This is a genomic window from Variovorax sp. GW821-FHT09D04, from assembly GCF_059416405.1.
This window is the reverse complement of sequence record NZ_JBWKPA010000004.1, coordinates 80,769-95,277: the sequence shown is the minus strand read 5'-3', so window position 1 is coordinate 95,277 and position 14,509 is coordinate 80,769. Positions and strand designations below refer to the sequence as shown.

The window sequence follows — 14,509 nt, the reverse complement described above, 5'->3', positions numbered from 1 at the left end:
TTACTCCGGAATGGCCGCCAGCGGCGCCGCACCGCCGCGTGCGCGTCCCAGCGTGCCGACGATGAGCGCGGCGATCAGCACCAGCACGCCGCTGAGCACCATGGTGGGCGAGATGCCGCGGCTGTCGACCATCAGGCCGCCGATCAGCGCGCCCGAGGCAATCGCCACCTGGAAGCCCGTCACCAGCAGGGCCTGGCCGGCTTCCTGCGCGTCGGGCACGGCTTCCATCATCCAGCCGGTGAGCGCCACCGGGATCAGGCCGAAGGCCACGCCCCAGATCACCACCACCACCGCGCCGGCCACCATGCCGGTGCCGATCAGCGTCGACAGCAGCAGCGCCGTGGCGAGCATCAGCGCCGCCAGCAAGGTGGTGCCGCGCACGCTGCGCGCCACCAGGCTGCCGCCCAGGAAGGTGCCGATGAAGCCCACCGCGCCGTAGACCAGCAGCAGCGTCGAAACCGCGTTTGCCTGCAGGCCGAACACCTGCTGCAGCAGCGGCTTCAGGTAGGTGTACGCCGCGAAGTGGCCGGCGATGAAGAACAGCACGGCGAGCAGGCCGACCTGCGCCATGCGGCGCGTGAGCGGCGTGAGCAGGTCGCGCGCACCGATGGCGCGTTGCGGCGGAATGGCGGGCAGCAGCCACAGCTGCACCAGCAGCACGGCCGCGGCCAGCGCGCCGGTCACGGCGAACGAGGCGCGCCAGCCGAACATCGTGCCCAGCCACGAGCCCGCGGGCACGCCGAGCACCGTGGCGGCCGACACGCCGGCCAGCACCAGCGACATGGCGCGTGCCTTCGAGGCGTCGGGCACCAGCTGCGTGGCGGCGGCGGGCGCGAAGGTCCAGAAGCCGCCCACGGCCAGGCCGAGCATCAGGCGCGCGACCAGCATGGTCGTGAAGTTGGGCGCGAACGCGGCCAGCAGGTTCGAGGCGATCAAGAGCAGCGTGAGCGCGATCAGCACCGTGCGCCGGTCGAGCCGGCCCGACGCGACGATCAGCGCCGGCCCGGCAAAGGCGGCGAGCACGCCGGGCATGGTGATCATCAGGCCGGCCGTGCCGTCCGACACGCTCAGGCCGCGCGCGATGTCGGTGAGCAGGCCGATGGGCATGAACTCGGTCGACACCATCGCGAAGGTGCCGACGGCAATGGAGCCGACCGCGAGCCACGCGGAGCGGGTGGGGGCGGCCACGGCGTCGCGCGCGGGCGCCGCCAGGTCGTCGATGCAGGGGGTGCTGCCGGAAGAATTCATCATGGAGATGCAGTCCTTGAACGCATCGGCGATGAAGACGCCAATGCCGGTGAGGGGGCATTGGAGTGTGCGAGCCGGCCGCCTTGCGACCAAGGGGCGGTGGAGCAGTAGACAGTTTCCCTGCGGCGAACAATCGACCCCTTTGCTGTCTGCAGCCGCCCGGGGATGCGGCAATGGCGCCTTTCGCCATCACCGTCTTTTTGAGTTGCCGAGATTAAGTGTGGGCAGGGCGCAACTGCAGCGCCTGTCCATCGGCCACGAACGATTCGTCGACCAGCACGCGAAAGGCCGTGCCCTGCACGAACTTCGGCTGCGCGACGGCCGGCGAGAGGAACTCGATGTCGAGCGCGACCGGCGTGCCGCGCACCAGCGATTCGCCCTGCGGCACGCGCCAGCGCGCCGAGAAGCCTTCGGTGTCGAGCACCAGCGCGCCCCGGTATTCGCCGGGGCCCAGCGGCACGTCCTGCGCCGGCACCGAGGGGCGGCGGAAGGTGAGCTCCACGGCCAGGTGCGGCGTGAACTCGGGCAGCGCGTCGAAGCCCGCGGGCGGGGCCTGCTTCGGCGTGCGGCGCGGCAGCTTGCCGATGAGCCACCCGATCACGTTGCCGATGATCGGCACCCACAGCACCATCAGCAGCGTGGCGATGTCGCGCGTGGTGGTGCCGGGCGCCGCGTAGTGCCGCACGATGCCGCCGCCCACGGCCACGCACAGGAGGATCAGGACGATGACGCGTCGGCGGAACTGGATTTTGGTCATGAATGCGCGGGGTGAAAGCGGGTCCGGACCATAACCTACGCCGTCATCTGCCCCTTGCCTGCCGCTTGAGCGACCCGCAGCACCGCATCCGCCGGCAGCGCCTGCCAGTCGATCCATTCGCCCACCGCCACATGGTGCGTGGGCGCGGCGGCGCCTTCGACGGTGCCCCATTGCAGCGTCAGCCGGTGCGTGCCGAGCCGCAGCGCGAGCTCGAAGCCTGGCCAGTGCGCGGGCACATGCGGCGTCATCGACAACTGCCTGCCCTTCACGTTCAGGCCCAGCAAGGTCTCGACGGCCGCGCGGTGCAGCCACGCGGCCGAGCCGGTGTACCAGCTCCAGCCGCCCCGGCCCACATACGGCGCGGCGCCATAGACGTCGCCCGCCATCACATAGGGCTCCAGCTCGTAGACCGGGCCGCGCGCGGGGTGCTGCGAACGGTGGGCCGGGCTCAGGCCCTCGAAGCTCTGCCAGGCCGCTTCATGGTCGCCCTGCAACGCCTGCGCCATCAGCGCCCACACGGCGCCGTGCGAGTACTGGCCGCCGTTCTCGCGCACGCCCGGCGGGTAGGCCTGGATGTAGCCCGGGTTGGGGGTCGACTGGGCAAACGGCGGCGCCAGCAGCCGCAGCAGGCCGGCCGGTTCGTCGTGCAGGTGCTTGCCGATGGCGGCCATGGCCGGGCCGGTGTGGGCCGCGTCCGAGGCGCCCGACAGCACCGACCAGGCCTGTGCGATCAGGTCGATGCGGCACTCGCTGTTGATCGACGAACCCAGCGGCGCGCCGTTGTCGAAGAAGGCACGGCGGAACCAGGCGCCGTCCCAGCCGGCGTCGTGCAGCGCGGTGATCCAGCCCGTGCGCGCTTCGGTCCAGCGCGCGGCGCGTTCGTGTTCGCCGCGCGCTTGCGCGATGGGCGCGAAGCGCTCGACGACGCTGCACAGGAACCACGCGAGCCACACCGATTCGCCACGGCCCTCGTGGCCGACGCGGTTCATGCCGTCGTTCCAGTCGCCGGTGCCCATCAGCGGCAGGCCGTGCACGCCGGTCTTCAGGCTGCGGTCGATGGCGCGCGCGCCATGGTCGAACACGGTGGCCATGCGGCCGCTGTTCTGCGGCGCGTAGTAGGCGTCTTCGGCGCCCTCGGGAATGCCGGGGCCTTCGATGAAGCCGACCATCTCGTCGAGCAGCGAGGCGTCGCCCGTCACCTCGATGTAGTGCGCCGACGCGTAGGGCAGCCACAGCAGGTCGTCCGAGAAATGCGTGCGCACGCCGGCGCCGCCGGGCATGTGCCACCAGTGCTGCACGTCGCCTTCGGGGAACTGGCGCGCTGCGTTCACGAGGATCTGCGCGCGCAGGCGCGGCGGGTCGGTGAGCGCGAAGGCCATCGCGTCCTGCAGCTGGTCGCGAAAGCCGAAGGCGCCGCCGGCCTGGTAGAAGCCGGCCTTCGACCAGAGCCGGCAGGCCAGCGTCTGGTACACGAGCCAGCGGTTGACCAGTGCGTCGAACAGCGGGTCGGGCGTGCGCACCTGCAGGCGGCCCAGCAGCTCGTCCCAGAAGCCGCGCACCTGTGCCAGTGCCTCGGGCACGTCGCGCTGCCGCCAGCGGCGCGCGAGCTCGAGCGCCGCATCGGCGTTGCCCGCGTGGCCCAGCACGAAGCTGAAGCGCGCGGTCTCGCCGGCCGCCACGACGAACTCACCGCCAATCGCCGCGCAGGCATCGAGCCCGCTGCCGGCGCGCCGCGCCAGCGTGTCGGGCACTTCGACGATGCCGCGGCCGGCGAAGAACTCGCTGCGGTCGCAGGTCCATTGCGTGGCCCCGGTTGTCGCGCCTTGCAAGCCAGCGAGCAGCAGGAAGGCCGCGCTGCCGCCGAAGCCCGCGCTCGATTCGCGCTGCTGGCCGAACACGGCGGGCTGGTCTTCGGGCTTCCAGCAATGCACGGTGCGCCGTTCGCCGCGCGCGGCGCCCAGTTGCCACTCGACCATCGCGAGCGCGCGCAGGCGGCGCTGGCCGGCGCCTTCGTTGCGCACGCGCACGTGCACCAGCTTGACGGCCTCGTCGCGGTCCGCGAAGAAGGTGGTTTCGAGTGCGAGGCCGCCCTGGCGGCATTCGAAGACGGTGTAGCCCTGGCCGTGCCGCACGCGGTGGCGGGTGGCGCCGTCGCCACCGCCAGCGGGCGTGAGCGGCAGCATCTCGCGTGTCGTGACGTCCTGCAGCAGGTAGTGCTCGAAGGCCGGGTCCTGCACCGGGTCGTTCGACCAGGGCGTGACCTGGTGCATGCGGCTGTTGCCGGCCCAGGTGTAGCCGGTGCCCCACTCGGACACTTGGAAGCCGAAGGTGGCGTTGGCGATCACGTTGATCCAGGGGCGCGGCGTGCGGCGGTCGGGGCCGACCTCGAAGCGGAACTCGCCGCTCTCGGCATCGAAGTCGCCGGTGGGTGCGGTGACATTCGACGAGGTTGCCTGCCGCGTCAGCAGCGGCGTGCGGTGCTGCACAGGTGCGCTGCTGTCGTCCGCAATCGTCGGACTGCGTGCCTCATGCAACGCCGCCACCTGCACTTCGAGCGCACGGCCGTCGGCCGTGAACACCACGCGCGCCAGGCTGGAGAGCGCGGCCTTTTCCGACGGCACCACGTCTTGGTCGCGCAAGAGGTAGAAGCCGGCGGTGTCGTTGCGCGGAAAGCTGTTCTGCGTCTGCTGCGCGACGCGCGTGCGCAGCATCTCGATCTCGCGCTGCAGCGGCATGAGGTACGAGTTGGGTTCGCTGTTGAGCACCACCAGGTCGCAGGCCACGCCGCCGAAGCCCCACCACGGCTGCGCGCGCAGCAGCGTGTTGATCAGGCCCATGCCGTTCATCGAGTGGATGTAGACCAGCACGATGGGCTTGTCGCCCGAGATGCCGAAGCGCCAGATCTGGCGCAGGTCGATCAGCCCGCGGTCGCTCATCACGCGCGGCGTGGTGTAGGTGAGGATGGTCGTCAGGTCCTGCAGCGCCAGGTTCTGCGCGGGCGCGATGCTCAGGTCGCGCAGCCGCACCTGCGCCAGCGTGGCGGCCATGCGGGTGGCGCGCTCCACGTGCATGGGCTGCAGGTAGCGGTCGATGCAGGGCATCAGCGCCTCGATGCTTTCGTCGGCGGCGGTGGCGAAGCTCAGGCGCGCGGTGGTGCCCGGCGCGATCGACAGGCGCACGCGCAGGCAGGCGATGGGGTCCAGGCCGTTCACCTGCTTGCCCTGGGCCGTGAGCGGTTGCGGGTCGAGCGCAGGGTCGGCCAGCGTGCGGTTGCGGCCGATGAAGGCGCGCCGGTCGGTCATGCAGTCGATCGACAGCACGTTGGCATCGACCGAGGCCACAAAGTGCACCGCGGCCACCACCGCATCGCCATGCAGGCGCGGCTTGCGCGACAGCAGCAGCGCGCGCCATGCCGGTTCCCAACGCGATTCGACGAACAGGTTGGCAAAGGCCGGATGCGCCTCGTCGGCCTTGGGGTTCGACAGCACGGGCTCGAAGTAGGAGACGAGTTCGAGCGTGCGCGTTTCGTCGCCGCTGTTGTGCAGCGTGATGTTGCGCAACTCGGTGTCGTCCTCGGGGCTGATGAGCACCGTGGTGCGCACCTGCAGCCCGGGGCCGGTCGCATCGAACTGCACCTGGTCGGCCAGGAAGCGGGTGCGGTAGTGCCAGTCGGCGCCGGGCGCGGGCAGGGCGGTGAGCGAGGTGAGCTCGGCTTTCCCTTCGTCGCGTACATAGAAGAAGGTGCCGTAGCTGTCGCGCAGCGGATCGTCGCGCCAGCGCGTCACGTTGAACGCGCGCCAGCGGCTCACGCCCGCGCCGTTGGCCCGCAGCGCCACCGTGTAGCGGCCGTTCGACAGCAGGTGCGTGGGCTGGAAGCCCGGCCCCGTCGGGTCGACCACGCGCGGCTGGAACAGCGGCGCCAGCTCGGCCCGGCTGGGCTCGGGCGGCGTGCGCGGGTCGGCGCTGCCGATGATCTGGCGCGGCGTGCGCTCGTGCAGCAGCGACTCGTGCGCCTGCACCAGCGCGGCGCTGCCGAACCAGCGGCGCGGCGCGTCGTCGCGCAGCACGTTGCACAGCGCCACCAACGACATGCCCTGGTGGTGCGCCATGAAGTTGCGCACCACGGTGAAGTCCTGGCCCTCGGCCTGGCGCGAGGTGGTGAAGTCGATCGCGTCGTGAAAACCGAACTCGCCGCGCGCGCCGAGCGATTCGAGCAGCTCGAGGTTGCGCACCGCCGCTTCGGGCGCGAACGGCGCGGCCATCAGGCTGGCGTAGGGCGCCACCACGCGGTCGGTCGGCGGCGTGCGCCGCAGCGCCAGGCGGGGCACGCCGAAGGGCGAGTACTGGTACGCCAGCGAATGGTCTTGCGCGAAGTAGGCCGACTCGGACACGCCCCACGGCATGTTCTGCGCGCGGCCGAAGGCCTGCTGCTCGGCGATGGCCGCGGCGTTGGCGACCTGCAGCAGGCCGTCGGTGGGCTCGGTCATCACGAGGGCCGGCATCAGGTACTCGAACATCGAGCCCGACCATGATTTCAGGCTGGGCTGGAAGCCCACCAGAAGGAACGGCCGGCCCAGTGCCATCCAGTGGCGGCGCGGCACGTCGCCCTTCGCAATCGCCAGGAAGCTCAACAGGCGCGACTCGGAGGCCAGCAGGTCGTAGTAGCTCGCGTCGAGCACGTTCTCTTCGACGCGCAGGCCGATGTGGAACAGGTGGCGCTTGGCGTCGTAGAGGCCGCTGAAATCCATGCCGTCGTGCAGCGCGTCGCAGCGTCGGGCCAGTGCTTCCAGTGCGGGTGCTTCATGGGGCTGGCAGCTTGCGTCCGCTGCGAAGGCGCGGCAGGCCTGTGCCACGGCCACGAGGTGGCCCGCGAAGTTGCCGCTGTCCACGCTGGACACATAGTCCGGCGGCAGCGGCTTGAGCGTCTGCGTGTCGTACCAGTTGAACAGGTGGCCGTTGTGCTTGTGCATGCGGTCGACGGTGTCGAGCGTGGCCGTGAGGCGCGCCAGCAGGGCTTGGGTGTCGATCCAGCCGAACTCGCGCGCGCAGCAGGTGGCCAGCAGGTACATGCCGATGTTGGTCGGCGAGGTGCGGTGCGCGAGGGTCGGCTGCGGCTCGAGCTGCAGGTTGTCGGGCGGCAGGTGGTGGTCGTCCGGGCCCACCACGTGCTCGAAGAAGCGCCAGGTGTCGTGCGCCAGCGTCTCGAGGTAGCTGCGTTGCGCGGGCGCGAGCGGGTCTTCGGGTTGCACGTCGACACGGCTGCCCCACCAGGCCGCAATGGGCGCCAGCGACCACAGCACGAAGAGCAGGGGGCCGAGCACCGGCCAGGCGCTCCAGTTGGCGAGCACGGCCAGCACCAGGCACACCGCGCTGCTGAGGGCCGCGCTGCGCACGAAGGGCTTCAGGCGCTGGCTCGATTGCGCCTGCGCCTGGTCGGCCGTCGTCCACTGCAGCAGGTGCCTGCGGCTCACGACCAGCCGCCAGGTGGCGAGGAAGGCCGCGTCGAGCAGCAGGCGCGTCTGCGCCGCCAGCTGCACGAACTGCCAGGCCGCACCGGCCAGGGCGCGCAGCAGCTCGACCGCGCCCGCGTCGAAGAAGTGGCGCAGCTCGATGGCGCGGCGTGTCGGCACCAGGCCGGCCAGTGCGCCCAGCAGCGGGCCCAGCGTGAGCGCCGCGCCGACGGCCGCCAGCGCCCAGCCCAGCGGCATGGCCTGCGTGAAGATCACCAGCACCAGCAGCGCGAAAGACGCCGGCACCACCAGCGACCGGCGCAGGTTGTCGCTCATCTTCCACAGGCCCAGCGCGTCGATGCCGAAACGGCGCGCGCGCCACATCAGCGGCAGCAGCTGCCAGTCGCCGCGCACCCAGCGGTGTACGCGCGAGGCGGCCACGCCGGCATGGTGCGGATGGTCTTCGACCAGCACCACGTCGCTGACCATCGCGCAGCGCGCGACGCTGCCTTCGAGCAGGTCGTGGCTCAGCACGGCGCTGTCGGGCAGGCGGTCGTTCAGCGTGGCGTGCACCGCGCGCACGTTGAGCAAGCCCTTGCCGGTGAAGGAGCCGCTGCCGAACACGTCCTGGTAGATGTCGGAGGCGCCGCTGCCGTAGGGGTCGAGCCCGCACTGCCCGGCGAACACCCAGTGGAAGAAGGAGCGCTCACTGCGCATCGGGAACGGCGTGACGATGCGCGGCTGCAGGATGCCGAAGCCCGCGACCACGCGCCGGCTCGGCATGTCGATCTCGGGCGCGTTCAGCGGATGCGCGGCAATCGACACGAGGTCGCGCAGCGCGCCGGGCGGCAGGCCCGTGTCGCTGTCGAGCGTCAGCACATAGGGCGTGCGGCCGGGCGCGAGCTGCTGGCCCGGTGCGAGCGGCAGAAAGCCGCTGGCGTCGCCGCTGGCCAGCAGGCGCATCAGCATTTCGAGCTTGCCGCGCTTGCGTTCCCAGCCCATCCAGCGCTGCTCGGTCTCGCTCCAGCTGCGTGGACGGTGCAGCAGCAGGAAGCGCGGCGCCGTGCCTTCGGCCGGCGGGTACTTGGCGTTGAGCGCGGCGATGCGTTGCTGGGCGTCATCGAGCAAGGGCGCGTCGTCGGGCATCGCCGCTTGCGAAGCGTCGGCCCAGTCGGTCAGCAGTGCGAACTGCGCGTGGGGCTCGCGGTTGGCGAGCCAGTGCAGTTCGAGGCGGTGCGCGAGCCTGGCGTTGTTCGCGGTCGAACCCAGCATCGTGGGCATGACGACGAGCGCGCGGTGCCGCTCGGGAATGCCGTTCGCGAAATCGAGGCGTGGCAGGGCCTGCACGCGCACCGACTCCGCCATGATGCGTTGCGCCAATGCAATCAGCGCCTCGGACAGCGGCCACGCGAGCAGCAGCAACGCCGCGACGGCGGTCCAGTCGCCGCGATGCGGCAGGCCGTGCACCACGGCGGCCAGCAGCAGCGCGGTGCCGAGGGCGACGGACCCCACGTAGACGGGCAGACGCCAGCCGCGATGGCTGCGCGCGGGGCGTGTGTGCGCGGTGCGTGCGGCTTGGCCCGGCGCTGCGTTCGCCTGCAGCGACGCGATCAGCGCGGGCCGGCCCTGGCCGAAGAGGTAGTAGCCGGCGGTGCCGTCGGCGCGGTCGGTCTCTGCGCCGGCTTCGTCGGCCGGCGCACTGAACGCCAGCGTGACCACGGCCTGCGCCACTTCGCGCTCGGGCCGTTCGGTGCTGCGCGCCACCTGCTCCATCGCATGCGTGATCTGCTGGCGCGTGAGTTCGCTCTCGTTCGCAAAGCTTGGCAGTTCGCGCAGCACGCGCAGCGAGCGGCTCACCGGTTCGATGAGGTCGCTCCACTCGACCTGGCCGATCATGCGCAGGGTCGTGATGATGTTGCCGACTGTGAGGTTGGCCGCGGCCTGCGCGTTCTGCGCGTCGCCGATCAGCGCCGGGCCGTTGGGGCAGTGCTGTTCGGTCCAGCGCACCAGCGCGGGCATGTCGTCGCCGTGCTCGACGGGCAGGCGCTGCCACAGCTGCGTGAGGTAGCTGTCCTGCAGGCCGTGGCTCTGCAATGCGCGGTAGAGCACGTCGAGGTCCTGCACCGGGAGGTGCGGCGCTGCGTCCCAGGCCGCATGCGCGATCTCGCGCGCGACCTTGTTCTCGGCGATGCGCTCGGCCACGCGGCGCAGGTTTTCGAGCAGCACCACGCGCAGGGTGGTGGGCAGCGCCCACAGCTCGCCGAGCATGAGCTCGTCGATGTCCTGGTAGGCGTTGAGGAAGGCCGTGAACAGCGTCTTGTTGAGCACGCTGTCGGTGTGCGCCACATAGGCCCACGCAATGCCGTACACGCGCGGCAGTCCCGCCAGCGGCGGCGTGACGAGCTTGGGCAGGCGCGCGTAGTAGCTGCGCGGCACGCCGTCATGGATCTGCTGGAGCTGCGCCTCGACGAGGTGGAAGTTGTCGAGCAGCCATTCGGCTGCCGGCGACACATAGCGCCCGCTCAGCGAGATCAGCGCGATGTAGTCGAAGGCGGCGCGCAGCGACTCGAGGTTCTCGTCGACCCGCGGAAAGAAGGGCGCGCCTTTGCGCGCGCGGTGGTGCTCGTCTTCCACCACCTGGGCACGGGCCAGGCTGTGGCCGTGCTGTTCGAAACGTTGGGCACCGAAGAGTTCGGCGCGAATCGGGAGGGCTACCGGGTCGTGCGGACCGAGCAGAAGGGTCCGGGCGTAGTGACTGAGCCCTTGGAGGCGGTCGACGACGGCAGCGGCGCTCAAGTGACCGCGAACAGGCCGATGCCCAACACCACGGCCACGCAGGCCATCGTGACAATGCGACCCGCAGCGAGCGCGCGCACACGTTGCATGTGGCTTCGCAGCGAGAACCATCGCCCATGGGCACGTGCACAGTGGTGCATGTGGGAAGCCAGGGCTTCGAAATCGCTGCCGACGAAATCGATCTGAGAATGGGAAAGGGACTGCGGGACGGACATTGCAACGGGCTCCTGTGAAACGACTTCGAGCTGCCGCGCGATTGCGAGAACTGTGAACGTGTCCCGACCGTACCCTTTTAAATGACCTTACAGGTACCTCATTGCCGACAGCGCACGTAGGAAAGGGCGCACAAGGCGCCCTTTGTCCATGGAGGCCGTGTGCAGGTCAGCCCGTGTTGCGCAGCCCCGCCGCCACCCCGTTGATCGAGATGTGGATGCCGCGCTGCAGCCGCTCGCCGCCGTCACCCGCGCGATAACGCCGCATCAGCTCGACCTGCAGGTGGTGCAGCGGGTCGATGTAGGGGAAGCGATGGCGCACCGAGCGCTGCATCTCGGCATTGCCCTCGAGCCGCTGCTTGGCGCCCGTGATGAGCGTGAGCGCGTCCGAGGTGCGTTGCCATTCGGCCTCGATCATCGAGAACACCTTCTGGCGCAGCTTGCGGTCGGTGACCAGCTCGGCATAGCGCGAGGCCAGCGCGAGGTCGCTCTTGGCGAGCACCATGTCCATGTTCGACAGCAGCGTGCGAAAGAACGGCCACTGCGCGTACATGCGCTGCAGCAGTGCCTGGCGTTCCTTCTTGCCCGCGGCGGTGCCGGCGGCGGCCAGGAACTGCTCCACGCCCGAGCCGAAGCCGAACCAGCCCGGCAGCGTGAGGCGGCACTGGCCCCAGCTGAAGCTCCACGGCACGGCGCGCAGGTCGTCGATCTTGTGGCTCGGGTTGCGCGAGGCGGGGCGCGAGCCGATGTTGAGTTCGGCGATCTCGCGGATCGGCGTGGAGCCGAAGAAGTAGTCGCCGAAGCCCGGGGTCTCGTACACCAGCTTGCGGTACGCGGCCATGCTCGCGGTCGAGAGTTCGCCTGCGGCCGAGAGGAAGTTCGCCGGCGCCGACTTGCCCTGCGGCAGCAGAGTCGCTTCGAGCGTGGCGGCCACCAGCGTTTCGAGGTTGCGCCGGCCGATCTCGCGGTTGGCGTACTTCGAACCGATCACTTCGCCCTGCTCGGTGAGGCGGATCTGGCCGCGCACCGTGCCGGGCGGCTGCGCCAGGATGGCCTGGTAGCTCGGGCCGCCGCCGCGTCCCACCGTGCCGCCACGGCCGTGGAACATGCGCAGGCGGATCGGGTTCTTTTTCTTCTTGTTCAGCTCGTCGAACAGCGACACCAGCGCGATGCCCGCGCGATACAGCTCCCAGTTGCTGGTGAAGATGCCGCCGTCCTTGTTGCTGTCGGAGTAGCCCAGCATCACGTCCTGCTCGGCACCCGAGCGCTCGATGAGCGCCTGGATGTTCGGCAGCGCATAGAAGGCGCGCACGATGGGCGCGGCGTTGCGCAGGTCTTCGATGGTCTCGAACAGCGGCACCACGATCAGGTCGCAGGTCGCGTTGCTGTCCATCGCGCCGCGCAGCAGGCCCACTTCCTTCTGCAGCAGCAGCGCCTCGAGCAGGTCGCTCACCGTTTCGGTGTGGCTGATGATGTAGTGGCGGATGGCCGCCGCGCCGTAGCGTGCACGCGCGGTGCGTGCGGCGGCGAAGATGGCCAGCTCGCTTCGGGCGAGCGGCGAGTAGTCGGCGTCGGGCACGCGCAGCGGACGCGCGTCGTCGAGCAGCTTGAGCAGCAGGGTCTGCTTGGCCTCTTCGGCCAGCGACGCATACGAGGGCTCGATGCGCGCGGTGGCCAGCAGCTCGGCGATCACGGCCTCGTGCTTGTCGGAGCTCTGGCGCAGGTCGACCGTGGCCAGGTGGAAGCCGAACACCTCCACCGCGCGGATCAGCGGACGCAGGCGCGGCGCCGCGAGCACGGTGCCGTGCTTCTCGACCAGCGACTCCTCGATGGTGCGCAGCTCGGCCAGGAATTCTTCGGCGTTCGCATACGGGTTCTGCGGCGCGACCGCATGGCGCGCGGCCTCGCCGCCGCTGAGTTCGCGCAGCGTGGCCGCCAGGCGCGCGTACACGCCGGTGAGGGCGCGGCGGTAGGGCTCGTCCTTGCGGTGCTCATTGGTGTCGGGCGAACGCTCGGCCAGCGCCTGCATCTCGACCGACACATCGACCAGCGTGGCCGACAGCGACAGCTCGCCGCCCAGGTAGTGCACCTCGGTGAGGTAGTGGCGCAGCGCGAGTTCCGACTGGCGGCTCAGCGCGTACTCGAGCGTCTCGGCCGTGACGTTGGGGTTGCCGTCGCGGTCGCCGCCGATCCACTGGCCCATGCGCAGGAAGGGCGCGACCGAGGGCGTCTGCCCGCCTTGCACCAGCGCCTTCTCGAGGTCGGCGTACACGCGCGGGATCTCGCGCAGGAAGGTGGCTTCGTAGTAGCTCAGCGCGTTCTCGATCTCGTCGGCCACGGTGAGCTTGGAGAAACGCAGGATGCGCGTCTGCCAGATCTGCGTGACGCGGATGCGCACCTGGGTTTCGTTGTCGGCCAGCTCGATGGGCGAGAGCGCGTCTTTTCCGCCCGCATAGGCGTTCTGGCGCAGCTTGATCTCGTCGCGCGTGGTCAGCAGCAGGGCGATGGCGCGCTCGGCGTCGAGGATGCTCTTGCGCTGCACTTCGGTCGGGTGCGCCGTGAGCACGGGCGACACGTAGCTGTGGGCCAGCGAGGCGACGATCTCGTCGGGCTTGATGCCGGCCTTGCGGATGCGGGCCAGGGCGGTCTGCAGGTCGCCGTCGGCCTGCACGCCTTCGCGCTCGGCCTCGGTGCGGCGGCGGATCTGGTGGCGGTCTTCGGCCAGGTTGGCCAGGTGGCTGAAGTAGGTGAAGGCGCGGATCACGCGCACCGTTTCGGCGGCGCTCAGGCCCTTGAGCAGGTTCTTCAGCGCGCGGTCGGCGGCGTGGTCGGCGTCGCGCCGGAACGACACCGACAGGGTGCGGATCTTCTCGACCAGCGCGTAGGTTTCGTCGCCCTCCTGCTCCCGGATCACGTCGCCGAGGATTCGGCCCAACAGCCGGATGTCGTCGATCAATGGCTGGTCTTCGGTCTGGCGGCGCTTGGCGGGAGATGCAGGAGTCTTGCTGGCTTTCATTCGATGTTGTTCCTGGGGACTTGAATGGACGCGCCGCCTCCGTTGCTGCGGCGCAACATGCTAGCATTCCAGAGGTCAGAAACCATGTACTTTTTTGGGAGCGATCTTGAGCAACATCGTGATCGCCACGCGCGAAAGCCGGCTGGCCCTGTGGCAGGCCGAACACGTGCAAACGCTTTTGCAAGAACGAGGCCACACGGTCAGCCTGCTGGGCATGACGACCCGTGGTGACCAGATCCTGGACCGCACGCTGAGCAAGGTCGGCGGCAAGGGCCTCTTCGTCAAGGAACTCGAAGCCGCGCTCGAAGACGGACGCGCCGACATCGCCGTGCATTCGCTCAAGGATGTGCCGATGGAGCTGCCCGAGGGCTTCACGCTGGCCTGCGTGCTGGAGCGCGAAGACCCGCGCGACGCGCTGGTGTCGCCGCGGTACGCCTCGCTCGACGCACTGCCGCAGGGCGCGGTGGTCGGCACCTCCAGCCTGCGCCGCGTGGTACTGCTGCGCGCGCAGCGGCCCGACCTGCGCATCGAACCGCTGCGCGGCAACCTCGACACCCGCCTGCGCAAGCTCGACGAAGGCCATTACGACGCCATCGTGCTGGCGGCGGCCGGGCTCAAGCGGCTGGGCCTCGAAGACCGCATCCGCGTCGCCTTCGACCCCGACACCATGCTGCCCGCCGCGGGGCAGGGCGCCCTCGGCATCGAGGTGCGCGCCGACCGCCAGGACCTCATCGACCTGCTGGCGCCGCTGGCGCACCGCGGCGACTGGCTCAGCACCACCGCCGAGCGCGCCGTGAGCCGCGCGATGGGCGGCAGCTGCTCCATGCCGCTCGCAGCCCATGCGCGTCGGCAGGCCGACGGCACGCTGCGCATCGACGCCGCCTGGGGCGACCCGGAAGGCGACGCGCCGCTGGTGCGCGTGCACGCCCAGGCCGAGGCCGGCGACTTCGCGGGGGCTGATGCCCTCGGCCAGCACGCCGCCGGGCTGCTGCGCGACGCCGGTGCCCACTGATCACGGTGGGCGCCGAGC

6 protein-coding genes are annotated in these 14,509 nt (G+C 70.4%); 1 reads left to right on the top strand and 5 read right to left on the bottom strand.

Going from position 1 to position 14,509, the window contains the following annotated elements:
• From AC07O4_RS14730 to ppc, 5 genes are all read right to left on the bottom strand, one after another.
• The gene (locus AC07O4_RS14730) at positions 1-1,251 is read right to left on the bottom strand and encodes an MFS transporter (protein WP_495304935.1); all 1,251 of its coding nucleotides are present in this window, start codon (positions 1,249-1,251) and stop codon (positions 1-3) included.
• 211 nt (positions 1,252-1,462) lie between these two features.
• Positions 1,463-2,005 (bottom strand): hypothetical protein, encoded by a 543-nt coding sequence (locus AC07O4_RS14725; protein WP_495304934.1) that lies wholly within the window; start codon positions 2,003-2,005, stop codon positions 1,463-1,465.
• Positions 2,006-2,040: 35 nt separating this feature from the next.
• Positions 2,041-10,251 carry a glycoside hydrolase family 94 protein gene (locus tag AC07O4_RS14720; RefSeq protein WP_495304933.1) on the bottom strand — a complete coding sequence of 2,737 codons (8,211 nt, stop codon included), beginning with the start codon at positions 10,249-10,251 and terminating at the stop codon, positions 2,041-2,043.
• Positions 10,248-10,466: a hypothetical protein gene (locus tag AC07O4_RS14715; protein ID WP_062474298.1), complete on the bottom strand. Its 219-nt coding sequence runs from the start codon at positions 10,464-10,466 to the stop codon at positions 10,248-10,250. Before AC07O4_RS14715 ends, AC07O4_RS14720 begins: the two co-directional genes overlap by 4 nt.
• A gap of 166 nt (positions 10,467-10,632) precedes the next feature.
• On the bottom strand, positions 10,633-13,479 hold the full coding sequence (gene ppc, locus AC07O4_RS14710; protein ID WP_070062227.1) for a phosphoenolpyruvate carboxylase: 2,847 nt from the start codon (positions 13,477-13,479) through the stop codon (positions 10,633-10,635).
• A gap of 106 nt (positions 13,480-13,585) precedes the next feature.
• On the opposite strand from ppc, the gene hemC reads away from it, so the two are divergent.
• Complete coding sequence (gene hemC, locus AC07O4_RS14705; protein WP_495304932.1) at positions 13,586-14,491, top strand: hydroxymethylbilane synthase; 906 nt, start codon at positions 13,586-13,588, stop codon at positions 14,489-14,491.
• The last annotated feature ends 18 nt before the right edge of the window (positions 14,492-14,509 follow it).

Excerpts from the sequence above, each read along its gene's own strand:
- AC07O4_RS14730 (WP_495304935.1), bottom strand. The coding sequence starts at position 1,251 with ATGATGAATTCTTCCGGCAGCACCCCCTGCATCGACGACCTGGCGGCG.
- AC07O4_RS14725 (WP_495304934.1), bottom strand. The coding sequence starts at position 2,005 with ATGACCAAAATCCAGTTCCGCCGACGCGTCATCGTCCTGATCCTCCTG.
- AC07O4_RS14715 (WP_062474298.1), bottom strand. The coding sequence starts at position 10,466 with ATGTCCGTCCCGCAGTCCCTTTCCCATTCTCAGATCGATTTCGTCGGC.
- ppc (WP_070062227.1), bottom strand. The coding sequence starts at position 13,479 with ATGAAAGCCAGCAAGACTCCTGCATCTCCCGCCAAGCGCCGCCAGACC.